Annotated in this window: 29 protein-coding genes; 9 read left to right on the top strand and 20 right to left on the bottom strand. The window is 67.3% G+C overall.

The features are described 5' to 3' along the window. Positions 1 to 6: 6 nt before the first annotated feature. From mftD to mftA, 4 genes are read right to left on the bottom strand one after another with little or no spacing between them, the layout of a single operon-like run. Positions 7 to 1,197: a pre-mycofactocin synthase MftD gene (mftD, locus tag FR943_RS07300; protein ID WP_217155683.1), complete on the bottom strand. Its 1,191-nt coding sequence runs from the start codon at positions 1,195 to 1,197 to the stop codon at positions 7 to 9. A 4-nt stretch (positions 1,198 to 1,201) separates the two neighbouring features. Next, positions 1,202 to 2,410 (bottom strand): mycofactocin radical SAM maturase, encoded by a 1,209-nt coding sequence (gene mftC, locus FR943_RS07295; protein WP_218045393.1) that lies wholly within the window; start codon positions 2,408 to 2,410, stop codon positions 1,202 to 1,204. Beyond that, the gene (gene mftB, locus FR943_RS07290) at positions 2,407 to 2,721 is read right to left on the bottom strand and encodes a mycofactocin biosynthesis chaperone MftB (RefSeq protein WP_308170489.1); all 315 of its coding nucleotides are present in this window, start codon (positions 2,719 to 2,721) and stop codon (positions 2,407 to 2,409) included. The genes mftC and mftB overlap by 4 nt, the downstream gene beginning before the upstream one ends. A gap of 2 nt (positions 2,722 to 2,723) precedes the next feature. Then, positions 2,724 to 2,819: a mycofactocin precursor MftA gene (mftA, locus tag FR943_RS07285; protein WP_076241817.1), complete on the bottom strand. Its 96-nt coding sequence runs from the start codon at positions 2,817 to 2,819 to the stop codon at positions 2,724 to 2,726. Between the two features lie 92 nt (positions 2,820 to 2,911). Between mftA and mftR the strand changes: the two genes are divergently transcribed. Next, complete coding sequence (mftR, locus tag FR943_RS07280) at positions 2,912 to 3,553, top strand: mycofactocin system transcriptional regulator MftR (protein WP_217155681.1); 642 nt, start codon at positions 2,912 to 2,914, stop codon at positions 3,551 to 3,553. A 69-nt stretch (positions 3,554 to 3,622) separates the two neighbouring features. Here the strand turns inward: mftR and FR943_RS07275 are convergent, their stop codons facing one another. After that, a complete protein-coding gene (locus FR943_RS07275; protein WP_218045391.1) occupies positions 3,623 to 4,321 on the bottom strand; it encodes a phytanoyl-CoA dioxygenase family protein in 699 nt (232 codons plus the stop codon). Positions 4,322 to 4,415: 94 nt separating this feature from the next. On the opposite strand from FR943_RS07275, the gene FR943_RS07270 reads away from it, so the two are divergent. After that, the gene (locus FR943_RS07270; RefSeq protein ID WP_217155680.1) at positions 4,416 to 4,925 is read left to right on the top strand and encodes an RNA polymerase sigma factor; all 510 of its coding nucleotides are present in this window, start codon (positions 4,416 to 4,418) and stop codon (positions 4,923 to 4,925) included. Further along, positions 4,922 to 6,217 carry a VOC family protein gene (locus FR943_RS07265; RefSeq protein WP_217155679.1) on the top strand — a complete coding sequence of 432 codons (1,296 nt, stop codon included), beginning with the start codon at positions 4,922 to 4,924 and terminating at the stop codon, positions 6,215 to 6,217. Before FR943_RS07270 ends, FR943_RS07265 begins: the two co-directional genes overlap by 4 nt. A gap of 61 nt (positions 6,218 to 6,278) precedes the next feature. On the opposite strand, the gene FR943_RS07260 is transcribed toward FR943_RS07265, so the two are convergent. Further along, positions 6,279 to 7,466 carry an NAD(P)/FAD-dependent oxidoreductase gene (locus tag FR943_RS07260; protein ID WP_217155678.1) on the bottom strand — a complete coding sequence of 396 codons (1,188 nt, stop codon included), beginning with the start codon at positions 7,464 to 7,466 and terminating at the stop codon, positions 6,279 to 6,281. Positions 7,467 to 7,549: 83 nt separating this feature from the next. Continuing rightward, the gene (locus FR943_RS07255; protein ID WP_217155677.1) at positions 7,550 to 7,996 is read right to left on the bottom strand and encodes an Rv2324 family transcriptional regulator; all 447 of its coding nucleotides are present in this window, start codon (positions 7,994 to 7,996) and stop codon (positions 7,550 to 7,552) included. Positions 7,997 to 8,109: 113 nt separating this feature from the next. Between FR943_RS07255 and ddaH the strand changes: the two genes are divergently transcribed. Genes ddaH through FR943_RS07235 form a run of 4 tightly spaced genes read left to right on the top strand, consistent with a single transcriptional unit; the run spans position 8,110 to position 12,601 of the window. Continuing rightward, the gene (gene ddaH, locus FR943_RS07250; protein WP_217155676.1) at positions 8,110 to 8,952 is read left to right on the top strand and encodes a dimethylargininase; all 843 of its coding nucleotides are present in this window, start codon (positions 8,110 to 8,112) and stop codon (positions 8,950 to 8,952) included. Further along, complete coding sequence (gene rocD / locus FR943_RS07245) at positions 8,949 to 10,187, top strand: ornithine--oxo-acid transaminase (RefSeq protein ID WP_217155675.1); 1,239 nt, start codon at positions 8,949 to 8,951, stop codon at positions 10,185 to 10,187. Before ddaH ends, rocD begins: the two co-directional genes overlap by 4 nt. A gap of 27 nt (positions 10,188 to 10,214) precedes the next feature. Next, complete coding sequence (locus FR943_RS07240) at positions 10,215 to 11,723, top strand: amino acid permease (RefSeq protein ID WP_217155674.1); 1,509 nt, start codon at positions 10,215 to 10,217, stop codon at positions 11,721 to 11,723. Further along, positions 11,720 to 12,601 (top strand): universal stress protein, encoded by an 882-nt coding sequence (locus FR943_RS07235; RefSeq protein ID WP_217155673.1) that lies wholly within the window; start codon positions 11,720 to 11,722, stop codon positions 12,599 to 12,601. Before FR943_RS07240 ends, FR943_RS07235 begins: the two co-directional genes overlap by 4 nt. A gap of 17 nt (positions 12,602 to 12,618) precedes the next feature. Here the strand turns inward: FR943_RS07235 and FR943_RS07230 are convergent, their stop codons facing one another. The 10 genes from FR943_RS07230 to FR943_RS07185 form a co-directional block, all read right to left on the bottom strand. Continuing rightward, on the bottom strand, positions 12,619 to 13,470 hold the full coding sequence (locus FR943_RS07230; protein WP_217155672.1) for a mycofactocin-coupled SDR family oxidoreductase: 852 nt from the start codon (positions 13,468 to 13,470) through the stop codon (positions 12,619 to 12,621). 84 nt (positions 13,471 to 13,554) lie between these two features. Beyond that, positions 13,555 to 14,388 (bottom strand): SHOCT domain-containing protein, encoded by an 834-nt coding sequence (locus FR943_RS07225; RefSeq protein ID WP_217155671.1) that lies wholly within the window; start codon positions 14,386 to 14,388, stop codon positions 13,555 to 13,557. Positions 14,389 to 14,442: 54 nt separating this feature from the next. Beyond that, positions 14,443 to 15,270 carry a cutinase family protein gene (locus tag FR943_RS07220; protein WP_217155670.1) on the bottom strand — a complete coding sequence of 276 codons (828 nt, stop codon included), beginning with the start codon at positions 15,268 to 15,270 and terminating at the stop codon, positions 14,443 to 14,445. Positions 15,271 to 15,459: 189 nt separating this feature from the next. Further along, entirely contained in the window at positions 15,460 to 16,650 is a 1,191-nt protein-coding gene (gene tuf, locus FR943_RS07215) for an elongation factor Tu (RefSeq protein ID WP_217155669.1), read from the bottom strand. Between the two features lie 105 nt (positions 16,651 to 16,755). After that, positions 16,756 to 18,858: an elongation factor G gene (gene fusA / locus FR943_RS07210; RefSeq protein ID WP_217155668.1), complete on the bottom strand. Its 2,103-nt coding sequence runs from the start codon at positions 18,856 to 18,858 to the stop codon at positions 16,756 to 16,758. An 85-nt stretch (positions 18,859 to 18,943) separates the two neighbouring features. Next, on the bottom strand, positions 18,944 to 19,414 hold the full coding sequence (gene rpsG, locus FR943_RS07205) for a 30S ribosomal protein S7 (RefSeq protein WP_018601866.1): 471 nt from the start codon (positions 19,412 to 19,414) through the stop codon (positions 18,944 to 18,946). Then, positions 19,414 to 19,788: a 30S ribosomal protein S12 gene (gene rpsL, locus FR943_RS07200; RefSeq protein WP_003881867.1), complete on the bottom strand. Its 375-nt coding sequence runs from the start codon at positions 19,786 to 19,788 to the stop codon at positions 19,414 to 19,416. Before rpsL ends, rpsG begins: the two co-directional genes overlap by 1 nt. A 279-nt stretch (positions 19,789 to 20,067) precedes the next feature. Then, on the bottom strand, positions 20,068 to 20,691 hold the full coding sequence (locus FR943_RS07195; RefSeq protein WP_218045390.1) for a TetR/AcrR family transcriptional regulator: 624 nt from the start codon (positions 20,689 to 20,691) through the stop codon (positions 20,068 to 20,070). A 96-nt stretch (positions 20,692 to 20,787) separates the two neighbouring features. Continuing rightward, positions 20,788 to 21,300, bottom strand: coding sequence for a DUF3558 domain-containing protein (locus FR943_RS07190; protein ID WP_372448089.1), 513 nt, complete (start codon positions 21,298 to 21,300; stop codon positions 20,788 to 20,790). 20 nt (positions 21,301 to 21,320) lie between these two features. Then, positions 21,321 to 21,887 (bottom strand): DUF3558 domain-containing protein, encoded by a 567-nt coding sequence (locus tag FR943_RS07185; RefSeq protein ID WP_217155666.1) that lies wholly within the window; start codon positions 21,885 to 21,887, stop codon positions 21,321 to 21,323. A gap of 145 nt (positions 21,888 to 22,032) precedes the next feature. Between FR943_RS07185 and FR943_RS07180 the strand changes: the two genes are divergently transcribed. Together FR943_RS07180 and FR943_RS07175 are read left to right on the top strand one after the other, a co-directional pair. Then, entirely contained in the window at positions 22,033 to 22,422 is a 390-nt protein-coding gene (locus tag FR943_RS07180; RefSeq protein ID WP_217155665.1) for a DUF3060 domain-containing protein, read from the top strand. A gap of 29 nt (positions 22,423 to 22,451) precedes the next feature. Continuing rightward, on the top strand, positions 22,452 to 22,868 hold the full coding sequence (locus FR943_RS07175) for a DUF3060 domain-containing protein (RefSeq protein WP_217155664.1): 417 nt from the start codon (positions 22,452 to 22,454) through the stop codon (positions 22,866 to 22,868). A gap of 9 nt (positions 22,869 to 22,877) precedes the next feature. On the opposite strand, the gene FR943_RS07170 is transcribed toward FR943_RS07175, so the two are convergent. The 3 genes from FR943_RS07170 to FR943_RS07160 are packed head-to-tail and all read right to left on the bottom strand — an operon-like array spanning position 22,878 to position 25,328. Beyond that, on the bottom strand, positions 22,878 to 23,837 hold the full coding sequence (locus FR943_RS07170; RefSeq protein ID WP_217155663.1) for a sensor domain-containing protein: 960 nt from the start codon (positions 23,835 to 23,837) through the stop codon (positions 22,878 to 22,880). Positions 23,838 to 23,853: 16 nt separating this feature from the next. Beyond that, positions 23,854 to 24,618 carry a crotonase/enoyl-CoA hydratase family protein gene (locus FR943_RS07165; protein ID WP_217155662.1) on the bottom strand — a complete coding sequence of 255 codons (765 nt, stop codon included), beginning with the start codon at positions 24,616 to 24,618 and terminating at the stop codon, positions 23,854 to 23,856. After that, complete coding sequence (locus tag FR943_RS07160; RefSeq protein ID WP_217155924.1) at positions 24,615 to 25,328, bottom strand: PaaX family transcriptional regulator C-terminal domain-containing protein; 714 nt, start codon at positions 25,326 to 25,328, stop codon at positions 24,615 to 24,617. The genes FR943_RS07165 and FR943_RS07160 overlap by 4 nt, the downstream gene beginning before the upstream one ends. Positions 25,329 to 25,374 lie beyond the last annotated feature (46 nt).

Genomic DNA, 25,374 nt, shown 5'->3' with positions numbered 1-25,374 from the left:
GCGCCGTCAGGCCCCGGCGCGCGGCACTCCGAGCGTCCGGGTGAAGCCCTCGGGCACGAGGATGTCCTCGGGCGTCAACTCGTGGATCGAGGACTTACCCAACCCGCGCAGCACCGAGTCGATGCCGCCGGAGAGGATATCGAGGACGTTCTCCACACCGGCCTGCCCGTTGGCAGCCAGGCCCCACAGGTAGGCCCGACCGATCATCACGGCCCGGGCACCCAGCGCCACGGCCTTCACCACGTCGCTGCCCCGGCGGATCCCGCCGTCCAGCAAAACCTCCACCTGGTCCCCCACCGCTTCGGCGATGGCCGGCAGGCAGCGGATCGCCGCGGGCGTGCCGTCCAGGTTGTTGCCGCCGTGGTTGGACACCGTGATCGCCGAAACACCTGCGTCAACAGCACGTTTGGCGTCATCGACGCGGACCATGCCCTTGAGTAGGAAAGGTCCACCCCACTGCTCGCGCAACCAGGCAATGTCCTCCCAGGTGGGTGGCGGGGTGCCCATCCACTGGCCGTAGGCCTCGAAGAACGTCGGCCCCGGCTCGCCGCGCCGGCCCTGGTTGGGCACCCGCAGGTCCGGCGGACGCAGGTGTTTGCCGAAGCTCCACAGCCAGCGCGGCTTGGTGAGCACCTCCGGGGACATCCGCAACATCGTGCGCAAGTCCATTCGCTCCGGAATCTTCGGGCTACCCCAGTCCCGGCCGTGGCTGAAGCTCCAGTCGGTCGTGGCGATGAGCCCGACCGCACCCGCATCCTTGGCCCGCTGCACCCGCTCGGCAATCTCGTCGCGGGATCCGAGCCAGTAGATCTGGAAGAAGATCTTGTCGTTGACGGCGGTGACTTCTTCCATCGGCTTGCTCGCGAACGACGACAGCCCCATGGCGGTGCCACGTGCCGCGGCCGCCCGCGCCACGGCCACCTCACCGTCGGGGTCCACCGCCTGCACACCGGTCGGCGAGATGATGACGGGCATCGAAATGTCTTGCCCCATCACCGTTGTCGCCATCTCACGCTTCTCGGTGGCACCGATGACGTGCGGGGCGAACCCCAGTTCGGCGAACGACTCCACGTTGTCGGAGACCGTCACACCTTTTTCGCTGGCCGAGATCAGCGACGAGTACGCGGAGCGGGGCAGTCGCTTCTTCGCCCGCTGCTGGGCGATGGCGACGGTCTCGAACCAGGTATCACGAGCCATGGATTTACACCGGACTTTCGTTACAGATGCGGGCGGGCGGCTTGGTCAGCAACTTCAGGGCCACCGGCCCCTGCTTGGTGCCGCGGGAATGATCGCCGCTGGGCTTGGGCTTGACGCGTTCGGCGGCCAGGGCCGGCTCGCCCCAGCCTTCGACGCACTCGGGATCCGGCCCGTCCATCGGCAGACCGGTGAAGAACTTGGCGGCCATGCAGCCACCGCGACAGGCGTCGTAATGCCCGCAGCCACTGCAGGCACCGGCCGACTGCGGCTCGCGCAGTTCCCGGAACAGCGGCGAGTGCTGCCAGACGTTCTGGAAACCGGAGCCAAAACCGGTATCTTCCAAAATGTTTCCGGCCAGGAACTTGTCATGGATGGCGAACGGGCAGGCGTAGACGTCGCCCACCGGATCGATCAGGCAGACCACCCGGCCGGCGCCGCACAGGTTCAGCCCGGCCAGCGCGCCAGGCTCACCGAGCCCGGACAGGTGGAAGAACGAGTCGCCGGTGAGCACCCGCTCGCCATGGGCGACCAGCCAGTTGTACAGCTGGCGCTGCTGGTCCGGGGTGGGGTGCAGTTCGTCCCAGACGTCGGCACCGCGGCCCGACGGGCGCAGCCGGGTGATCCGCAGCGTGGCCCCGTAGCGGTCGGCCAGCGCCTTGAACTCATCGAGCTGGTCGACGTTGTGCCGGGTCACCACCACGGAGATCTTGGCATCGGAAAAGCCAGCCGCGGCAAGGTTTTCCAGCGCGCGCACGGCCATGTCGAACGAGCCCTTGCCGCGCACCGCGTCGTTCACCTCGGCGTTGGCGCCGTCCAGGGAGATCTGCACGTCGACGTAGTCACTGGCGGCAAGTTTCGCGGCCACCTCGGGGGTGATGCGCACGCCGTTGGTGGAGAACTTGACCCCGACGTGGTGCTCGGTCGCATAGTCGACCAACTCCCAGAAGTCCGGGCGCACAGTGGGTTCGCCACCGCCGATGTTCACGTAGAACACCTGCATGCGTTCCAGCTCGTCGATGATGTCCTTGCACTGCTGGGTGGACAGCTCGCGCGGATCCCGCTTGCCCGAGGAGGACAGGCAGTGCACGCACGCCAGGTTGCAGGCGTAGGTGAGCTCCCAGGTCAGGCAGATCGGCGCGTCGAGTCCGTGTTCGAACTGTTCGACGAGCCTCGGAACGGGGGTGCGCACCGGCGCAGGCGCAACAGAAGTCATTGTGTATTCCCGGGGATGAGCATCTTCGAGGCCACCAGCACACTCAGCGCATGCAGGTACGGGCCCTGGTCGGAGTCGGCGATACCGGCCGCGCGGCACGCGGACCGGGCGTCGGGATGGTCAGCCAGAGCGTTGACCACCTCGACGACCGTCCGGTTCTTCAGAAACGACAGCTTGCGGGTTCCGAAGTGATACAGCAGGGCACCGAACGGCTCGGGCCGCACCGCCACCTGGTGGTGTAACCGCCAGCTGACATCGGGGTCGAAGACCACACCGGTGCGCCCGGCCGCTTCGGTGACCTGTGTGGACACTGTCAGTAAACCCCGCACATACCGTCGATCGAGACCTCTTCGACGAGCGTCTCGGTGACGAGCTGGGTTTCGGTTTCTGTCTGCGGGTTCTGATCCACGAATCGCACCTTTCTTTCGGCTGTGGTCCTCGACAATTGTGACCTGAGTCGCAAGAATATGGCATCGAGTGCACAAATGGAAGGGCGGATTCATGGCGGGTTTGGCCCCGGGGGCATCCGGGTCGCGCGTCGGCCGGCGTCCGTCCACCACCCAGGACCACATCACCGACGTCGCCCTGCAGCTCTTCGCCACCCGCGGCTTCGACCAGGTCAGCGTCGATGACGTGGCCAAGGCGGCCGGCATCGCACGGCGCACGCTGTTCCGCTACTACGCCTCCAAGAACGCCATCCCCTGGGGAGATTTCAACGCCCACCTGCAGCACCTACGGGAGCTGCTCGCCTCGCTGAGCACCGAGATCCCGCTGGCCGAGGCACTGCGTGCGGCCCTGCTGTCGTTCAACACCTACGACGACGCCGAGCTGACCCAGCATCGCCGGCGCATGCGGGTGATCCTGGAAACTGCTGAACTGCAGGCGTATTCGATGACGATGTACGCCGGTTGGCGTGAGGTGGTCGCGGTGTACGTGGCGGGACGGATCGGCGCCCACGCCGACGATCTGATGCCACAGACCGTGGGCTGGCTGATGCTTGGCGTGGCACTGTCGGCCTATGGGCACTGGCTGGCCGACGAGTCGGTGGCCCTGTCGCAGGCCATCGCCGACGCCTTCGAGGTGGCCCGGCCGGGGCTGGAGGCTCTGACCCCGGCGGGTATGGACATCCGGCCTTCCGGGTAACCAGGCCTCAAGGTATCGCCGTGCTGTCGGGCATCGCGATCACATCGCGATCATCGGAACGGGCTTCTTCTACGCCAAGTCCTGATCCGACGGCCTGTCCCACACGCAGGCCAGGGCCGGCGGACCCTGCGGGCCGAGTTCGTCGGTGAGCATGACAGGCGCCTGCGACATGAAACGTGGTGTGCTGCCACGATGTACGTCGGCGGCATGGGCTGTGAACGGGTGCACCACGTACATGTCACCGGGCCGGCCCGTCGCATGGGCCACCGGACAGCTTCGGCTCGCATCGTCGACCACCGCACCGGCCGCCACGAAATCGACCGGATCTGGGCCCAGCACCCGGGCGACGTCACGGTGTGAACCCACCCGAATGCGCGTCGGCGCATCGGTAGGACCCACCTCGGACAGCAGGGTCAGCACCAACAGCGTGTGCGGACGGCCGCTGACCGCCCACTCCCCACCCGGCAGCGGGGTGTTGGCGTCGATGTGCCAGCCCCGCGGCTGCCACCGTCCGGCTCCGCAGATCTCGTCCAACGTATCGGCGAGCACGACGCTGCCCGCCAACTCCCCGAACGGGCCGGCCCCGGTGAGGTCGGCCGCCCAGACCACCGGGCTGGTCCAGGTTGCCGGTTCATACGGCGACAGCCCGATCTGCTCCCAGAGCAGATCCCTGGCCGCATCGGCAATTTCGACCGGAGCCGCCTGCTCGACCCTGACGAACCCGTCCCTCCGGAATGCATAGACATCCACCACGTCGACCACCACCATGGCGCACCACCACTGACCGGGGCCAATGATTTTCCGGTGAAAATTTCTTCGCGCAACCCGTCGGAGTTCGGTCCCCGAAGGCGACGATAAGGGTGTGAGCGCCGAAACTGACGCTCCGCGGCTACTGCTGAGGTGCTACGACGAGGCCTTGCCAGTGGTGTACGGCTACTTCGTACGCCGCTGCGGTGACCGCGGAACCGCCGAGGACCTGACGTCGGAGACGTTCCTGGCCGCCATGGACGCGGCTCGCCGACCGTCGCCGCCGCCGATCTCGGTGCCGTGGCTGATCGGGGTGGCCCGGCACAAACTCGCCGACCACTACCGACGCCGCCACGACCGCTTCACCGTGCCGGTGGCCGAACTGCCCGAACCGGTGGACCCGGCCGACGACTGGGATGCCGAACTGGATCGCCTTGTCGCCGAGTCGGTTTTGGCGCGCCTGCCCGAACACCACCGGACCGTGCTGGCGCTGCGCTACCTCGATGACTGCACGGTGCCCGAGTGCGCCGAGTTGATCGGCCGCACGGTGCACGCCACCGAAGCCCTGTTGGTGCGGGCCCGCCGCGCCTTCCGATCCCAGTACCCGGAGGGAGGAACGTCGTGAACAACAGCCACGATCCATTGACCGTGCTGACCGGCCACGACCATCCGGTCTCCCCCGATCCGGCGTTCGCGGCCCGCCTGCGTGCCCGCCTGGAATCGGCACTCACCCTGCCCACCCACACCGAAGGAGTCGTCATGAGCGGAACCGACACCGCGCTTTCCGACCTGGACCGGCCATCAGCGGCACTGAACCACCCGGCGGCGCCGCAGCCGCGCTCGGCCGTGATCCCCTACCTCGCCACCCGCGACGCGCGCGCGGCGATCGCCTGGTATGTCGACGTGTTCGGCGCCCGACAGGTCGGCGAGCCGATCGTCATGGATGACGGCCGTATCGGGCACGCCGAGCTCGAGCTGGCCGGAGGCGTGCTCTACCTGGCCGACGAATACCCCGAACTGGGATTGAAAGTCCCTGAACCGGAAACCAATTCGGTGAGCCTGCTGCTCCACGTGGCGGACACCGACGCGGTTCTGGAACGAGCCCGCACGTTCGGCGCTCAGGTGCAGCGCGAGCCGTACGAAAACTACGGCACCCGCAACGCCACGATCTTCGACCCGTCCGGGCACCGCTGGATGCTGGCCGGCCCGCTGCCCGACGCACCGCCACCGATCCGGCACGGCGACGTCGGCTACGTCTCGGTCTGGGCGCCCGACGTCGAACGGGCGGCCCGGTTCTACGGACGGGTGCTGGGTTGGACCTTCGATCCGGTCACCCATCGGGTGACGAACACCAGACAACACGTCGGGATCTTCGGCACCGACGGGCCCGCCACGTTGTTCTGCTGCTTCGCCGTGGACGACCTCGACACGGCACGCCACGCCATCACCGCGGCCGGCGGCGTCACCGGTGAGCCGCAGCCGCGGGAATTCGGCACCGTACTCGACGCCACCGACCCGGCCGGGACCGCGTTCGCGGTGTTCCAGCCCAGCACCTACGTGCCCCGTCCCGAGCTCAATGGTGCTGGGCCAGGCGAACTTTCGTACCTCACCTACGAAGTGCCCGATTCGGGGGCATTCAAGGAGTTCTACGGTCGGGTGCTGTCGTGGACCTTCGAGCCGGGCCGGGTCGACGACGGCTGGGGCGTGCAGGGCAGCCAGCCGATGTCCGGTATGGCCGGCGGAGCCGAGCGCGCCACCACCGTGCCGATGTGGACGGTCGCCGATATCGAGGTCGCGGTCGACCGGGTCCGTGAAGCCGGCGGCACGGTGCTCCAAGAGCCGTCACGACAGCCGTACGGACTGATGGCCGAATGCACCGACGACCAGGGCGGCCGGTTCTACCTCGGCCAGTTCTAGAGCGATTTGTGCACATCCACCGGCGGTGAGCGCCGCTGAACGTGCACAAATCGCAGGAAAGTCAGCCCAGGACGTCGGCGATCGGAGCACCGGCGGCGATCTTGCCGCGGGCCTTCATCACCTTGCCGGGCATCCCGCCGCCGACCACGCCGACCACGACACCGTCGCGCTCGTAGAAGGCCAGGAACTTCCGGCCGTCGTCTTCCACGACGTGCACCACATCGTCGGCCTCGGGCTCGCCCAGGCACTGGATCTTGACGTCGTACTGATCGCTCCAGAAGTACGGCACCGACACCACGGGCGAGGCCTCCTGGCCCAGCATCGCCGGCACCATGGCCCGGGCCTGGTCGGCCACGTTGCTCCAATGCTCAACCCGCACTTGACCACCCACGTGATCCCGCCACGACGCGACATCGCCGATGGCCCACACGTTCGGGGCGCTGGCCCGGCCGAGCTCGTCGCACACCACGCCGTTGTCGAGCTCGATCCCGCTGCCTTCGAGCCAGTCGACGGCCGGGTGCGAGCCGATACCGACCACCACCAGATCGGCGTCGAGTTCGGTGCCGTCACCGAGCAGGACCTGCTCGACGCGCTCGGCACCGCGCACCTCGCTGACCCCGACACCGCAGCGCACGTCGACCCCTTCGGCCTGATGCAGCCGGGTCACCAACGCGCCGATCTGCTCACCGAGCACCGAGGCCAGCGGCGTCGGCTGCGGCTCGACGAGCACCACCTCGACGCCCAGCTTGCGCAGGCTCGCCGCCACCTCACAGCCGATGAAGCCGGCCCCGACCACCACGGCGCGCTGAGCCTTCCCGGCATGCTCGCGCAGGGCCATGCTCTCGTCGTACGACCGCAGCACGTGGATGCCGGGCAGATCGCCGAACGACCGGATGCGCTTGGGAACCAGCCCGGTGGCGATGATGAGCTCGTCGTAGCCCACCTCGCTGCCGTCGGCCAGCTTCAGCGTCTTGGCCGCGGTGTCCACCGATTGCGCGGCAGATCCGAGCCGCAGCGTGATGTCGTTCTCGGCGTAGAACTCCGCGGGCTTGAGCGTGACGTCATCGGTCTCGGCGCGCAGCACTTCCTTGGACAGCGGAGGCCGGTCGTAGGGCAGATGATCTTCGTCGCTGACGATGGTGACGGGCCCGGTGTACTCCGAACGCCGCAGCTGTTCCGCCGTGCGGGCCGCCGCCAGCCCGCCACCGACGATGACGATGCCCGCTGCTGATCCCGTTGAAGTAGTCACGTGGGGTTTTTACACGATGGCGGTCAAGCGTTGTGCGCCACCCTACGTTTGCGCACGCCACCGGCGTCGGTCACAGGCCGGCCTCACGGCCGGCCCCGTTCGATGATGTTGGACAACACCACGATGCTCTCGCTGCGCTCGATGCGGGCGGTCGCGCGGATGCGTTCCAGGGCCTCTTCGAGGTGACGCATATCGCGGGCCAACACATGCAGGATGGCGTCGGCGGTGCCCGTCACGGTGGCCGCACTGACCACCTCGGGAATGTCGATCCAGGCCGCGCGCAACTGATCTGGGGCGATCGTGCCCTGACAGAACACCTGCACGTAGGCCTCGGTGTGCCAGCCGAGCACATTGCGGTCGATGACGGTGGTGAAACCGCGGATCACCCCGTCGGCGACCATGCGGTCCACCCGGCGCTTGACCGCGGGCGCCGACAGATTCACCCGCTGCCCGATCTCGGCGAACGTCGCCCGGGCGTGCTCGGTGAGCTCGGCCAGGATCCGTTCATCGGTGTCGTCCAGTCGCTCCACGATCACCTCCACGCAATAAAACGTCGCACTCGCATAATCTACGCAACATATGCCCAGCTGGTACGCAACGGGTAACGATTGATTGCGCCAGAATGGCTTCTTATCGTCGATTCATGACTATTTCCGACGAAGTCATGCCCACGATCACGCACCAACGGACAGCGCGCACCCGCCGCTACGCCATGACCGCACCGCAGTACTTCACCGTCGAATACGTCATCAACCCATGGATGGACATCAGCACCCCCGTCGACCCCACGCTGGCCCGCAGCCAGTGGGAGACCCTGCGCCAGGTCTACGCCGACCTCGGGCACACCGTAGAGCTGGTGGCGCCCCGCCCCGGCCTGCCCGACATGGTGTACGCCGCCAACGGCGGCTTCCTCATCGGCGACACCGCGGTGGTGGCCCGGTTCGCCTATCCGCAGCGCGCCGGCGAGGCCGACGCGTACGCCGAGTGGATGACCGGCCTCGGTTACCGTCCGCTGCGCACCCAATACGTCAACGAAGGCCAGGGCGACCTGCTACTGGTCGGGTCACATCTGTTGGCCGGCCATGGCTTTCGCACCGACCGCCGTGCCCACGCCGAGATCGCGGCACTGACCGGCCGGACCGTGACCAGCCTGGAACTCGTCGACCCACGGTTCTACCACCTCGACACCGCGCTGGCCGTGCTCGACGACTCGACGATCGCCTACTATCCCCCGGCCTTCAGCGCCGAGGCGCAGCAGCGCATCACCGAACTGTTTCCCGCCGCCATCGAGGTGAGCTCGGCCGACACCTACGTCCTCGGCCTCAACGTGGTGTCCGACAACCGCAACGTGGTGCTGCCCGCGGCCGCCACCGGCTTCGCCGCCCAACTCCGCCAGGCCGGCTTCGAACCGATCGGCGTCGACCTCTCCGAACTGCTCAAAGGTGGCGGATCGGTCAAATGCTGCACCCTGGAGCTGCACCCATGACCGCCCTGGAGCGGGTGGGAAACCACGTCACCCCGGAATCGGCGATCGCGCTGGACGATCGCTACCTCGCCCACAACTACGCGCCCCTGCCGGTGGTGGCCGCCGACGCCGAGGGCGCCTGGATCACCGACGTGACCGGCCGCCGGTATCTGGACTGTCTGGCCGCATATTCGGCAGTGAACTTCGGGCACCGCAACCCCGAGATCATGGCCACCGCGCACGCACAGCTGGACCGGCTGACCCTGGTGAGCCGGGCCTTCCACGCCGACCGGCTGGGCCCGTTCGCCCAGGCGTTGGCCGAATTGTGCGACAAGGACATGGTGTTGCCGATGAACACCGGTGCCGAAGCCGTGGAGAGCGGCATCAAAGTGGCCCGCAAGTGGAGCGCCGACGTCAAGGGCGTACCGGCCAACCGCGCGAATATTGTCGTGGCGCACAACAACTTCCACGGCCGCACCACCACGATCATCAGCTTTTCCGACGACGAGACGGCCCGGCGCGGGTTCGGCCCGTACACGCCCGGTTTCCGCTCGGTACCGTTCGGCGACCATCGCGCCGTGGCCGACGCCATCGACGCCCACACCGCCGCGGTGCTCATCGAGCCCATCCAGGGGGAGGCCGGGATCATCGTCCCGCCCGCCGATTTCCTGCCCCGGGTTCGCGAAATCTGCACCCGGAGCCGGGTGTTGCTGATCGCCGACGAAATCCAGTCCGGCCTGGCCCGCACCGGACGAACCTTCGCCTGCGAACACTGGGACGTGGTGCCCGACATCTACCTGCTCGGCAAGGCGCTGGGCGGCGGGGTGGTTCCGCTGTCAGCGGTGGTGGCCGATCGGGACGTATTGGGGGTGCTGCATCCCGGCGAGCACGGCTCCACCTTCGGCGGCAATCCCCTGGCCGCGGCCATCGGCATTACCGTGGTCAATATGCTGCGTCGCGGCGAATTCCAGCGGCGTTCAACCGAACTCGGAGCCCACCTGCATGCCCGCCTGATGGACCTGGTCAGGCAGGGAGTGCGGGCCGTGCGCGGGCTGGGCCTGTGGGCCGGGGTGGACATCGACCCCGCCCTGGGCACCGGCAGACAGTTCGGTCTGGCATTGGCCGAACGTGGCGTGCTGGTCAAGGACACGCACGGCTCGACCTTGCGTTTCGCCCCGCCCCTGGTGGTGACCGCCGGCGAGCTCGACTGGGCCGTTGACCAATTCGCCGATGCGCTGGCCGAGGTGCGCCGATAATCGGTTGATCGGCAGCAAGGAGGCCTCATGCCCGCCCGAGCCAACAACCTTCCCGGTCAGATGTTGCGACGCCGCCCGGTAATCGGCGCGCCGGTCGCCCATGGGGCGTCCGACCACCTGCGGCGCAGCCTCGGCACATTCCAGCTGACCATGTTCGGCGTCGGGGCCACCGTCGGTACCGGAATCTTCATCGTGCTGCAGCAGGCGGTGCCCAAAGCCGGGCCCGCGGTGCTGGTGTCGTTCGTGGTGGCCGGCATCGCCGCCGGGATGTCGGCGATCTGCTATGCGGAAATGGCGGCGGCCGTACCGGTTTCCGGCTCCACCTATTCCTACGCCTACACCACCATGGGCGAGTTCGTCGCGATGGGCGTCGCGGGGTGCTTGCTCCTCGAGTACGGCGTCTCGACATCGGCCACCGCGGTCGGCTGGAGCGGATACCTCAACCAACTGCTGCAAAACCTCTTCGACTGGCGCCTGCCGCACGCGTTGTCGGCGGCCCCGTGGGGCGAGAACCCCGGCGTGATCAACCTGCCCGCGACCGTCCTGATCCTCATGTGCGCCCTGCTGCTGATCCGCGGCGCCAGCGAATCCGCGACGGTCAACACCGTGATGGTCATCCTGAAGCTGTGCGTGCTCGGCATGTTCGTGGCCGTCGCGTTCACCGCCTTCACCACCGACCACTTCGCCGGGTTCTGGGACAAGGGGTTCACCGGGATCACCGCGGCCGCCAGCACCATCTTCTTCACCTTCATCGGTCTGGACGCGGTGTCCACCGCCGGCGACGAGGTGAAGGACCCTCAGAAAACCATGCCGAGGGCCATCCTCGGGGCACTGGCAGTGGTGACCAGCGTCTACATCCTGGTCGCCTTCGCCGGCCTGGGCACCCAATCCGCCGACGAGTTCGGCTCCGACGCACAGTCGGAGGCCGGTCTGTCGGTGATGCTCACCAACATCCTGCACGGCCAGACCTGGGCCAGCACCATTCTGGCGGTGGGCGCGGTGATTTCGATCTTCTCGGTGACGCTGGTGGTGATGTACGGCCAAACCCGCATCCTGTTCGCCATGGGCCGCGACGGACTCCTGCCCGCGATGTTCGCAAAGGTCAACCCGCGCACCATGACTCCGGTGAACAACACCGTCGTGGTCGGCGCGATCACCGGCGCCCTGGCCGGGCTCGTGCCGCTGGACTATCTGTGGGACCTCGTCTCGATCGGCACCCTCATCGCGTTCATCGTGGTGTCCGTCGGGGTGATCATCCTGCGGGTCCGGCAACCGGACCTGCCCCGCGCGTTCAAGGTTCCCGGCTACCCGGTGACCCCGGTCCTTTCGGTGGCGGCCTGCCTGTTCGTGCTCTACGGCCTGCCCAACATCACCTGGCTGTGGTTCGGGCTCTGGGTCGGCGTGGTGCTCACCTTCTACCTGTTGTGGAGCCGGCACCATAGCGCGCTCAACGACGGCGGCGACGGATACATCCCGGGTCCGGCCGCCGGTGTGGATGACGCGATGACGACGCCCGGCCCTGAGGACACCCGATGACCGTCGTCCTCGGATACCTCGCCGGCAAGGGCGGCGCGGCGGCGCTGCACCTCGCCGTCGGTGCCGCCCGGACGCTGAAGGCCTCGCTGGCGGTGGCCACCGTCGTCCCACAACCGTGGCTGAACCCGTCGCCGGCCCGCGTCGACGCCGAATATGCCCAGTACGCAGCGCAATTGGCCGCCTCCTCGGCGGAACAGGCCCGGGCGCACGTCGCTGCCCTCGACGACCGCCTCGACGTCAGCTTCCACAAATTCGCGCACCGGTCGGTGCCCGGTGGCCTGCTGGAAGCCGTCGCCACGCTCGACGCCGAGCTCCTGGTCCTCGGCTCGGCCGCCGACGGACAGTTGGGTCAGGTGGTGGTGGGTTCGACCGCCGATCGGCTCTTGCATTCCTGCCCCGTCCCGCTGGCGATCAGCCCGCGCGGCTATCGTCGCCCGAAATCCGGTGCGCTGGTGCGGATCACGTGCGCCTACCCGGGGTCCCCCGAGGCGGTGCCGGTGGTTGGGCAGGTGAGCGAGTTGAGCCGGCGTCTCGGCACGCCCATGCGGGTGGTGACGTTCGCGGTACGCGGGCGCAACATGTACCCGCCCACGGTCGGGCTGCACGCCGAGGACGCGGTCCTCGGCGAATGGGTGAAGCAGGCCCGGCGGGCACTGGCCCGATTGAAGGCAGACGGCGTCGTCGGCGACGACGTGGAACAACAGGTCGTCACCGGCAACGACTGGAGTGAAGCGCTCGATGCCACCGACTGGCTCGAGGGCGAGATCCTGGCCATCGGTACCTCGCCCGGCGGCGCGGCGGCCCGGGTGTTTCTGGGCTCACACGGATCAAAGATCCTGCGGCACAGCCCGGTTCCGGTGCTGGTGCTGCCGGGCTGACCCCGCGAGCCGGGAACTCAGTACTTCAGGACGCCGCGGTCGACGGCGATCTGGCTGCCCGACAAGGTGGCCGACCCGTCACCGGCCAACCAGGCCACCACGTCGGCGACCTCGGCCGGCGACATGAACGCCGAAAGGCCCTCGGCCGCCTGGCCCGCCGGCTGGTACGGCATGGGCGCGAAGCTGTGCAGGTAGTTCGGGTACTTCGCGAACACCTCGGCCATGGCCTCGGGCTCGATCATCGGGGTGTCCACCGAGTAGGGGTGGATCGAGTTGACCCGGATGCCGAACTCGCCCACCTCGAGGGCCAGGGCATTGGTGAGGGCGACCAGGCCGTGCTTGGAGGCCGAGTAGTGGCCGTTGCCCGGGGTGGCCTTGAGCCCCGCCGACGAGCTGACGATGATGATCGACCCGCCGTTGCCGGCCTCGATCATCGCCGGCACCGCGGCCCGGATGGTGCGCCAGGTGCCGTTGAGGTTGACGTCGACGACCGCGTCGAACTGCTCGGGCGACAGCTCGAACAACCGTCCCCAGCTGAGCACACCGGCATTGGCCACCACGATGTCGAGCCGGCCGAACTGCTCGACCCCGTCGGACACCACCTGCTGCTGGGCGGCCAGGTCGCGGATGTCGACCTCGCGGGCCAGCACCTTGCGGCCGGCCGCCTCCACCGCGGCCACGGTCTCGGCCAGATCCTCCGGCGTCGCAGCCGGATAGGTGATCGTCTCGTCGACCGGACGACACGCATCGATCGCGATGATGTCGGCGCCCTCGTTGGCCAACCGCACCGCATGCGCCCGCCCCTGACCGCGGGCAGCGCCCGTGACGAAGGCGACCTTGCCGTCCAATGTGGTGTTACCTGCCGCCATTCCGGGGTCCTTTCGGTGCGTCTGGGCCCAGGCTAACAGCAGAAGTAGAACGTGTTCCTGAAGTGGTATCAGTCAGTGGGATCCTCACAGGTCGGCGATGATCTGCTGCCGCTTCGCGGTGTACTCGTCCTCGCTGACCGCACCGGTGGCGCGAAGGGTCTCCAGCTCTTGGAGTCGCTGCGCGGTCGACGGGGCCGGAGGCGCCAGAAACGGCGCGGACGACGCCGGAGCGGCGGGCGCCGGGGTCGGGGTCTGCTGCGCTGCGGCACGTCGCACCACCGCCTGAACCTGTTCGCGGGCGGCAGGATTGGCCCGCAGGTCGACCATGCTGTCGACCCCGATGCCGTGCGCCTTGAGGATCTGCAGGATCTCCAGCAGCGGACCGGGCTGACCGGTCAGGTCGTAGGTTTTGTTCTCCTCGGCCAGCGTGAACGTCGCCGGCATCAGACCGCTGACGAGGCCGCTTCTCGCCCAATCGATCTGGTACTCGCTGGTGCTCGGATCCACCAGCGCGACCAGTGTGCGGTTGGTGATCATCGGCAACCGTGACACCGAGGCGAGCACCCGATCCTGGGTGGCGAACGGCGCGATCCCGGGCCCGGAGATCTGCAGGTCCAACTTCACCAGGGGCTGCTCGTTCACCCGGGTACCGGTCTCATGGATACCGACCACCTGCGCCAACGCCAGCACACCAACCTGCTCGAGCCTCTGGGTCCGCGCCGCCGATCTCGACCCGATGGCGGTGATCACCACCGCGATCACGATGTCGACGACGGTGATCAGCAGACCGACCCAGAGCATCCATTGCATCATCGGATCGCTGCCGCTGACGAAGTAGACGGTCAAAAAGATCGGGCCGACGATGCCGCAGAGCAGAACGAACGCCTGGATGCGCAGGTACCGCCAGAATGTGGACATCGCGCTCCCGTCGTCGGAATGACCGCACCAGATTAGCGCTCGGGACCACCCGGGTCAGGAGTGAATGACACCGCCCGTTGAGCCATCCACCGGCAAGGTCTGCTGCGGCACCGGCGAGGGCCCCAGCAGTTGGTACAGCGGCCAGGTCCACCGGAATCCGCCACTGCTGGATCGCGCGTAGCTGGTGTGCACGGCGATCGCGGTGGCGGTCACCTCTTCGGCGTCCGAGTCGTAGTCGCAGACCGCGTCGCCACGGTCGCAGACGCTGATCGTGCGGCTCCCGACCGACGCCGGGAGCGCCGCCGGTGCGTGGGACAGGATCGGCCAGTCCTGCGCGACGCCCTTGCCCGCGCCGCGCACCGCGGTGGCCGTGCCCAGGTTCACGGTGGGATCGCTCGGCAACCGGTCGCCGTCGGCCACCAGCAACGCGGCAGTCAGGTTGGGGCTGTCTGACAGCGCGGCCAGGTTGCGGTGCACCACCATCGCGCCCTGCGAGTAGCCGGCCAGCACCACCTCGGTGTCCGGGCACTGCCGGGTGAACGCCGCGTACTGGTTGCCCAGTGCGGCCACCCCGGCATCCACACTGCTCATGAATCCGGCCCAGCCCAGCACGTCACCGTCCTCGGGGACGGGCGCCGCCGGGTAGACCACAGCCTCGCCGGTCAGGGTCCGGCCGTCCTGCCGCACCCAACCGGACAGGTCGCGCAACGAGTTGTAGACCACCCGGCCCATGCCGGCGTTGGTGCTCGGATCATCCCGCTCCCCCGAGCCGGCAACACCGATCCAGTGCAGGTCCGGGCAGTCGGGTGCGGCCTGGGCGGTGCCGGCGGCCAGTCCCAGAACCGCACCGGCCAGCACCGTCGCACTCGCCAGTGCCCACATCCGTCGCATCATGTTCGTCCCCAACCCGTCTAGCTCACCTATGCATTGAAGATCGTCTCACCTATCACAGCCGTTACACCGGACCCAGCAAGAACACTCCGGAAAGACAAAAGCGGCGCTCACCGGAGAGGTGAGCGCCGCTTTCGCAGTGCTGTGGAACTAGATCACCTAGAGGATCGTAGGCGGAGCCTACTTGATGATCTTGGTAACCCGGCCGGCGCCGACGGTACGGCCACCTTCGCGGATCGCGAAGCGCAGGCCCTCGTCCATGGCGACGGGCTGGATCAGCTTGACGGAGATGTCGGTGTTGTCACCGGGCATCACCATCTCGGTGCCCTCGGGCAGGGTCACCACGCCGGTCACGTCCGTGGTACGGAAGTAGAACTGCGGGCGGTAGTTGTTGAAGAACGGCGTGTGGCGGCCGCCCTCGTCCTTGGACAGGATGTAGACGCTGCCCTCGAACTCGGTGTGCGGGGTGGTGGTGCCGGGCTTGACCACAACCTGGCCACGCTCGACGTCCTCGCGCTTGATACCACGAACCAGCAGACCGACGTTGTCACCGGCCTGGCCCTGGTCGAGCAGCTTGCGGAACATTTCCACACCGGTGACGGTGGTCTTGGTCGTGGTCGGGCGGATGCCGACGATCTCGACCTCTTCGTTGACGTTGATCACGCCACGCTCGACGCGACCGGTCACCACGGTGCCACGACCGGTGATGGTGAAGACGTCCTCGACGGGCATCAGGAAGGGCTTGTCGGTCTCACGAACCGGGTCCGGGATGGACTCGTCGACGGCCTCCATGAGGTCCTCGACCGACTTGACCCACTTCGGGTCGCCTTCGAGCGCCTTCAGCGCGGAGACCCGGATGACCGGGGCGTCCTCGTCGAAGTCCTGGGCGGCCAGCAGTTCGCGGACCTCCATCTCGACGAGCTCGATGAGCTCCTCGTCGTCCACGGCGTCCGACTTGTTCAGCGCCACCAGGATGTAGGGCACACCCACCTGGCGGGCCAGCAGCACGTGCTCGCGGGTCTGCGGCATCGGGCCGTCGGTGGCCGCGACCACCAGGATCGCGCCGTCCATCTGGGCGGCACCGGTGATCATGTTCTTGATGTAGTCGGCGTGACCGGGGGCGTCCACGTGGGCGTAGTGACGCTTGTCGGTCTGGTACTCCACGTGGGAGATGTTGATCGTGATGCCGCGCTGACGCTCTTCAGGCGCATTGTCGATCTGGTCGAATGCGCGCGACTCGTTCAACTCGGGGAACTTGTCGTGCAGAACCTTGGTGATTGCTGCGGTCAGCGTGGTCTTGCCGTGGTCAACGTGACCGATGGTCCCGATGTTGACGTGCGGCTTCGTCCGCTCGAACTTCGCCTTCGCCACTGTGGTGTCCTCCTGGACTGTGTTGGTGCTTGTACTTAAGCAGTGTTGATGTGTTCAGTTGTGTTCCGCCGAGGCGGGCGGGTCAGAGACTACTGGCCCGTCTACTTACTGACCCGTCGCCTTCGCGATGATCTCCTTCGACACGTTCGCCGGAACCTCGGCGTACGAGTCGAACACCATGGAGTAGTTCGCCCGGCCCTGGGTCTTCGACCGAAGGTCGCCGACGTAGCCGAACATCTCCGACAGCGGCACCTGCGCCTTGACGACGCGCGCACCGCTCCGCTCCTCCATGGCCTGGATCTGACCACGGCGGGAGTTCAGGTCGCCGATCACGTCACCCATGTAATCCTCGGGCGTCGTGACCTCGACAGCCATGATGGGCTCCAGGATGACCGGCTGGGCTGCCTGCGCAGCTTTCTTCAGCACCTGCGAACCCGCCACCTTGAACGCCATTTCCGAGGAGTCGACCTCGTGGTAGGCGCCGTCGAGCAGCGTCACCTTCAGGTTCACCAGCGGGTAGCCGGCGAGCACGCCGTACTGCATGGCGTCCTGCGCACCGGCATCGACCGACGGGATGTACTCGCGCGGGATGCGGCCACCGGTGACCTTGTTCTCGAACTCGTAGGTGGCACCGTCCTCGCCGATAAACGGCTCGAGGTCGATGAGCACCTTCGCGAACTGGCCGGAGCCACCCGTCTGCTTCTTGTGGGTGAACTCGACCTTCTCCACCTTGCGGCGGATGGTCTCGCGGTAGGCCACCTGCGGCTTACCGACATTGGCCTCGACCTTGAACTCGCGACGCATGCGGTCCACCAGGATGTCCAGGTGCAGCTCGCCCATACCGCCGATGACGGTCTGGCCGGTCTCCTGGTCCAGGTGCACCTTGAAGGTCGGGTCCTCTTCGGCGAGCTTCTGGATCGCGGTGCCCAGCTTCTCCTGGTCGCTCTTGGTCTTGGGCTCGATGGCCACCTCGATGACCGGATCCGGGAAGGTCATCGACTCCAGCACGACCTGCTGGTTCGGATCGCACAGGGTGTCACCGGTGGTGGTGTCCTTCAGGCCGATCACCGCGTAGATGTGGCCCGCCGAAGCAGATTCGACCGGGTTTTCCTTGTTGGCGTGCATCTGGAACAGCTTGCCCAGCCGCTCCTTCTTGCCCTTGGTGGCGTTGATCACCTGGGCGCCGGACTCGACCTTGCCCGAGTACACCCGGACGTAGGTGAGCTTGCCGAAGAAGGGGTGCACGGCGATCTTGAAGGCCAGCGCGGCGAACGGCTCGTCGACCGACGGCTTGCGCAGCACCTCTTCGTCCTCCTTGCCGGGGACGTGGCCCTTGACGGACTCGACGTCCAGCGGCGACGGGAGGTAGTCGATCACGGCGTCCAGCATCGGCTGCACACCCTTGTTCTTGAACGCGCTGCCGCACAGCACCGGGTACAGCTCGCTGCTCACCGTCAGCTTGCGGATGGCGCCCTTGATCTCGTCGATCGTCAGCTCTTCGCCGCCGAGGTACTTCTCCAGCAGTTCCTCGTCGGTCTCGGCGACCGTGTCCAGCAGCTCGCTGCGGTACTCGGCGGCCTTGTCGGCCAGCTCGGCGGGGATCTCGACGGTCTCATAGCTCTCACCGAGCTTGGTCTCGCCGCGCCACACCTTGGCGTTCATCTCGACCAGGTCGATGATGCCCACGAAGTCGTTCTCGGCGCCGATCGGCAGCTGGATCACCAGCGGCTTGGCCCCGAGGCGGTCCTTGATGGTCTGCACGGTGAAGTAGAAGTCCGCACCGAGCTTGTCCATCTTGTTGACGAAGCAGATCCGCGGCACGTCGTACTTGTCGGCCTGACGCCACACCTGCTCGGACTGCGGCTCGACACCTTCCTTGCCGTCGAAGACGGCGACCGCACCGTCGAGAACCCGAAGGCTGCGCTCCACCTCGACGGTGAAGTCGACGTGCCCGGGGGTGTCGATGATGTTGATCTGGTTGTTGTTCCAGAAGCAGGTCACGGCTGCGGAGGTGATGGTGATACCACGCTCCTGCTCCTGCTCCATCCAGTCGGTCGTGGAGGCGCCGTCGTGCGTCTCACCGATCTTGTAATTGACGCCGGTGTAATAGAGGATGCGCTCTGTCGTCGTCGTCTTGCCGGCGTCGATGTGCGCCATGATGCCGATGTTGCGGACCTTGTTCAGGTCTGTCAGCACGTCCTGTGCCACGGGATTCCCTTCGGGAAGATTACTGTCTAAAGGCTGTCTTTGAATCTGGCCGCGGCTTCGCCGCGCACGGAGCAAGCTCCGTGCGTCACCAGCGGTAGTGCGCGAAAGCCCGGTTCGCTTCGGCCATCTTGTGAGTGTCCTCACGACGCTTCACAGCGGCACCCAGGCCGTTGCTGGCATCCAGAATCTCGTTGGCCAGACGCTCGACCATGGTCTTCTCACGACGGGCTTTGGAGAAGCTCACCAGCCAGCGCAGGGCCAGCGTGGTGGAGCGATCGGGGCGCACCTCGACCGGAACCTGGTAGGTGGCACCACCGACGCGGCGGCTGCGCACCTCGAGGGCGGGCTTGACGTTGTCGAGCGCACGCTTGAGGGTGACGACCGGATCGGTGCCGGTCTTGTCGCGGGCCTGCTCCAGCGCACCGTAGACAATGCGCTCGGCCAACGACTTCTTGCCGTCCAGCAGAACCTTGTTGACCAGCTGGGTGACCAGCTGCGACCCGTAAACCGGATCGTTGACCAACGGACGCTTCGGCGCGGGTCCCTTGCGCGGCATCAGCTCTTCTCCTTCTTCGCGCCGTAACGGCTACGTGCCTGCTTGCGGTTCTTGACACCCTGGGTGTCCAGCGACCCGCGGATGATCTTGTAACGGACGCCGGGGAGGTCCTTCACACGACCACCACGCACCAGCACCATCGAGTGCTCCTGCAGGTTGTGGCCCTCACCGGGGATGTAGGCGGTGACCTCGACCCCGCTGGTCAGCTTCACGCGGGCGACCTTGCGAAGCGCCGAGTTCGGCTTCTTCGGGGTGGTGGTGTACACGCGGGTGCACACGCCGCGGCGCTGCGGGCTGCCCTTGAGTGCCGCCGTCTTCACCTTGGCGACCTTGTCGCGGCGACCCTTGCGGACCAGCTGGTTGATGGTTGGCATGTACCGGCTTTCTCTGTGTTGCTTTGGTGCTCTTGCTGTTTCTTAAGTCTCTGTACTGCAGTTTTCTCCCGGCCGCGGCCCCCGCGCCCGGGCGTGTCGCACGTTCTTACACCGGTGGAATTCCGTTGCGTGTTAGACATGCAAATTGGCCCGGCGTGCGGGCACGCTTGCGAAGCACTCAGCTGCGTGCGCCTTCCGGCCAGGCACGATCTACCACGATACCAGGGCTGGGCGTGCCGAACCAAACCCGCTCACGACGACCTAATCCCAGGTCAGACGCTACGACCTCGTTTGCCCCATACCGGAGGCCAACCGTCGCAGCATATCCGTGAACACCGCATCGGTGTCGATGTCGTCCATCACACCCGTCATCTCCAGCAGCACGAAACCGTGCAGCGCCGCCCAGAACTGCAGCGCAGCGTAGAACGCATCCTCACCTTCCAGGCCGTAGGAGGCCAGGACTTCGATCACGGGTCCGGCCGCTGCCTTGGTGGCCGCCGAGTACTCCGGGTCGTCACCGCCGAACGGCATCCGGGTGAATGCCGAGTAGCGGCCGGGGTGGTGATGGGCATAGCTGCGGTAGGCGCTGGCCATCACCGACACCGCATCGTCACGGGTACGGCCGGAGCCGACCGTGTTGAGCATCTCGATGATGTCGTCGATCACCCGCATCCGGACCGTGCGGCGCAGGTCATCGAGGCTGTTCACGTGGTTGTAGAGCGACGGCCCCTTGGTCCCGAGCTGGCCGGCCAGGGCGTTGATGGTCAACGCGTCCCAGCCTTCCCGGTCCAGGAACGTCAGCGCAGCGTTGACGATGGTGTCGCGACTGAGCCTGGTGGTCCGCGCCGGCCGCGCCGAGGCACGCCGAGTGCCAGCAGCCTGTGGCTCCGGCCGAGCTGACATGTGCGCACTGCCTTCGGGTAGAGGTGATTGTCGGAACTAGGTGATACCGACCCGGTTCCGGTTGCCGTGAAACTGTAGCCCCTCACCGGGCACAGATCAGTTCACCCGGCCCTGACTGAGGCGGGCGAGTTTCTCGGTGACCTCGCACAGGGCGGGCAGCGTGGCCGGGTTCATCGTCTGGATCGACCAGGTGATGACGTCGTCGCCCTTGGCCACATAGATACTGCACACGTTCGCGTCGGCGGCGCGGAATCCCTTGTTGCCGTCGATGGACAGCTCGGTGAGCGTACGTCCGGCCCTGGTCTCCAGCGTTCGTTCGGTGTCCATGTCACTGCCCCGGTACCACCACGTCGAAATCCCCATGCCGGCGCCGAAGGTGCCCAGCACCGAGTTCTCCTGCCAGAAACACCCGGTGTCGCTGACCACCGCCCGGGTGAACATCTGCGATCCGACGGCATCGGCGATGTCGGCGTCGGTGACACCGTTGCACTCCGCGCCGCGGAAACCCCCGCCGGCCGCGCCCGCGGCGGGGCCGGGCGCCTCCTGCGCCGGCCCGCACGCCGGCAGCAGTGCCGCGCCGATCGCGAGACCGGCCAGACAGATCCCCACCCGGAGACGGTGCGCCACGGTCAGAGTTCCGACTGCAGGGTGGCCGAGAGCAGCTTCTTGGCGTCCCGGCACGGGTCGGCCTGGCCGGCACGACCGGCGGCGCCGCGGACCTGGACCCACCAGCTGATCACGCCGGAACCGGCCGCCGAGGTCGCCGAGCACGCCGCACCGGTCACGTCCCGTCGCGCCAGGAATGCCTGCTGCCGCTCGACCACGGTGTCGGTGAGCCTGGCGTCGCGGCTCTGGGCCAGAGCCCGCTCCCGCTGCAACGACCCTTTCTCGAACCAGGAGAAGGTCACGTCGAGCATCACCGGCGATCCGGCGTCGGGCGCGGCTGCGCGGGACAACACGTACTGGCACACCGCCCCGCTGTACGGGCGCACCACGTTGTCGGCACCCAGGATCTCTTGAACCGTGCTGTCGACCAGCAACCCGCAGCGATCGTCGACGTACCCGAAACTGCGTTCGGCGTGCACGGTGTCGCTCGACGCGCGCTGCGCAGTCCCGCCGATGGTGTGCGAACACCCCGCGACGGTCACCACGGCTGTGACTGCCACGGCAGCAGCCTGAACAACACACCGACGCATTGCTGAATACGGTACCCAGCACGAACACCGCACGCGACCGGTCGGCGGCACGCGGTCCCGGCGGTCGGTCAAACTGATGAACGTTTACCGTCACAGGCAGGGCGCCACGTACTCTTCGTGAAGCGCATCGGAAGGGGAACGCACCGTGAATTGGACAGCTGTGGGTCGCAGGAAGCCGGTCTGGCTGGCAGCCGGTGCACTCGTACTTCCGCTGGCGCTGACCGTCGGTGCGCCCGGCGCCGCGGCCAAGGACGGTGACACCCACATCACCGGCCAGAGCGTCGAAAAAACCATGGACTGCAACAACGGCACGCTGTTCGTCAACGGATCCGAAAACCGGATCACCGCCCTGGGGACCTGCTGGGCCATCACGGTGCAGGGGACGTCCAACGTGATCGTGGCCGACAACGTGATCAACGACATCACCGTGTACGGCTGGAACCAGACGGTGTTCTACAAGAACGGCGATCCCATCGTGGTGGACCGCGGCCGTGAAACCGGGATGACCAACAACATCAGTCGTGTCCCTGCCTGAATAGCCTGAACAGAAAGCCGAGACAGACCTTGTTCACCCGCTTGCCCTATACCCAGTTGATCGTCGGTGCCGCCGCGGTGGCCACCGCACTGACCCTGGCGGCGTGTGGTTCCGAAAGCTCGGACACCTCAGCCCCGTCGGCCACCGCGGGATCCTCCGGCGTCAACGTCGAGGTCGGCAACACCATCAACTACATGTCGGTCGGCACCACCACCGACATCGACTGCGCCGACGGCAAGTCACTCACGGTGGGCGGCACCAACAACACGCTGACCGTCAAAGGCACCTGCGCCAATGTGAACATCGGTGGCTCCGACAACAAGATCACCTTCGAGCGGATCGACAAAGGCCTGACCATCGTCGGGCTGAACAACACCGTCACCTACCGCGACGGCGACCCGAAGGTCAACAACACCGGCAGCAACAACAAGGTCAACAAGGGCTGAGCGCCGGGCTCAGTCCCCGCGCGGCGCGGCAGCGATCTTCTCGCCGATCTTGGCGACCAGGGCTTCAGCGCCAACCGGGTCGAACGGTTTGTTGCAGACCTCTAGCTCGATGACGAGGTTGTTCCGCGCCGCCATGGCCTCGACACACCGCTCACCGGTGTCCGACCGTACCGCCGGCCAGGTCACCGTGCCGTCGCGTTCGGACACGGCGCCGAAGTCCCAGATGAGGTCGGGGTCGTCGGGTTGGTCACGCGCGCGCAGATTGACCGTGCGGTTGGCGCAGTGTTCCCACGTGGGCCGGGTGGCGGCGACGAAGTCGGTGGCCGCGGACGCGTCCGGGTAGGCCACCACAGACTGGATGTACGAGGGAAAGCTGATCCCGTTCGGATCGGTGTACGTGTCGTCCGTCGGCGCTGCCTGCAGGTACTGCACCCGTACCCCGGTCCAGCCGCTGCCCTCATGCGCCGCCGGTTCGTCGGGGCTGCCGATGTCACAGTCTTCGTCAACGGCCGCGGGCATCGGGTCACCGAATGTGGTGAAGATTTCGTCACCTTCGTCTGGCATGCCGACCAACGGTCCGGTACCGAGAATCTCGCCCGCCTCCTGCGGGGTGAGCAGCACATCGCTCAGGGCCGATTCCTTCACCGGGGCATCGCCGTTGGGCCACAGCAAGTAGGCGGCCACACCGCCGATGACCAACACGACCACCACGGCCAGAACCAACAGGGCGATCAGCAGGCCGCTCGGGCCGGACCGCGGTGCCGGCGCGGGCGGCCAACCCGGGGCATTGCCGTAGCCGAATCCTGGGCCGGCAACCGGCGACTGGCCCATCGGCGGCTGTCCCGCCGACGGCCACGGGTTGACGTTCTGGTCGAAGCCCCCCGGATAGTTCAACTGGTCCTCCCCCCGCTGCACCGCGACTGCCGCGGGCCAGGTGGGAATGGTACCGGCGTGCCGGCCGATCGACACGCGGGCAGTGTGCGGGCTAAGCGCGGGCGCCGTGACGGCCCTCGCCCGCAGCGAAGCGGCCGGCCCCGTCAGCGGCCTCGTCCTTGACCCGCTCGATGCTGTCGAATTCGAATTCCATTGCCGCTTGCTCAGTTTCACCCCACTGGTGCAGCGCCGAGAGCCGGTCGGCCCGCAGGCACTGCTGAGGCAGCCGAGACAGTTCGGCGGCCAGTTCCTCGGCACGTTGGCGGGCTTGGCCCTTGGGCACGACGCGGTTGGCCAGGCCGATGGCGTGAGCTTCGGCGGCGTCGACGGCACGGCCGGTCAGGATCAGGTCCATGGCGCGGCTCTGCCCGATCAGCCGGGGCAGCCGCACGGTGCCGCCGTCGATCAGCGGTACCCCCCACCGTCGGCAGAACACGCCCAGCACGGCGTCCTCCTCGACCACCCGCAGGTCACACCACAGTGCCAGCTCCAATCCACCGGCCACCGCATGGCCGCTGATCGCCGCGATCACCGGCTTGGACAACACCATTCGGCTCGGCCCCATGGGACCGGGGCCGGCGGGGTCCAGCCGGTTCATCTGCGGTGTGCCGAACGCCTTCAGATCGGCTCCGGCGCAGAAGGTTCCACCGGCACCGGTCAGCACCGCGACCGCGGCGTCCGGATCGGCGTCGAACTGTTCGAACGCCGCGACCAGGGCCGCGGCGGTGGGGCCGTCGACCGCGTTGCGGGCGTGCGGCCGGTCGATGACGACGGTGGTCACCGGCCCGTTGCGGTCCACCCGGACGGGTTCGGTCATGTCGCCTCCATCAGCTCGGTGCGGTCGCGCCGGGCGACCAGTTCGGCGGCAAAGTCGTTGTAGGCCTTGCGCAAATCGGCGCCCGGCCAGCCGCCCGGCAACAGTTCTCCCGGGAGCACCGGGTCGGCCAGGAGATGACGCACGATGGCGGCGGCCGTGACGAAGCGGCCCGGAACGTCGGTCGCGGCAGCCATGGCATCCAACAGCTGCTCGCCGGTCCGCCGCCAGCCGGGCAGGTCCCACAGCTCGGCGGCCAGCCCGGCCGGATCCTCGTCCCGGGCGCGCAGCAGCCTGGTTCTGCCCGCGACCTCCGGCGGCAACACCTGGTCGAGGTTGTCCGGCCGCATCCACACCCCCTCGCGCAGCTCGCTGAACCGATACTGCTGCAGCGTGTTCCGCAGTGCGGCCCGGGTCCGGGCATCGGTGCCGACGCTGGTGATCACCAGGGTCAGCCACTGACCGTCATACGCACGCAGCTTGGGGTCGATCGCGTCGTCCTGGCGCCGCTGCCGGGTCAGCAACCGGGCGGAGAGCCGATAGCCGTCCTCTGAACGGATCAGGTCACCGGCGCTGACCATCCGGGTCAGCGCCACCCTGAGGGTAGGTTGGCGGATGTCGAAATCGGCTGTCAGCCGCACCAAATCGGCGGCGCTCGCCCAGGCCGGATGCGCACCGAGCAGCACGCTCAACACCACCGACCGGGCGGTCATCCGTTTGAGCGTCGCCACGCCGGGTTCCCCCTCCCCCATTACCTCG

The sequence above is a fragment of the [Mycobacterium] fortunisiensis genome, assembly GCF_019050325.1.
In the GTDB taxonomy this organism is placed as follows: domain Bacteria; phylum Actinomycetota; class Actinomycetes; order Mycobacteriales; family Mycobacteriaceae; genus Mycobacterium; species Mycobacterium fortunisiensis.
The sequence above is the reverse complement of the archived record's forward strand: the minus strand, read 5'-3'. Positions and strand labels throughout refer to the sequence as shown.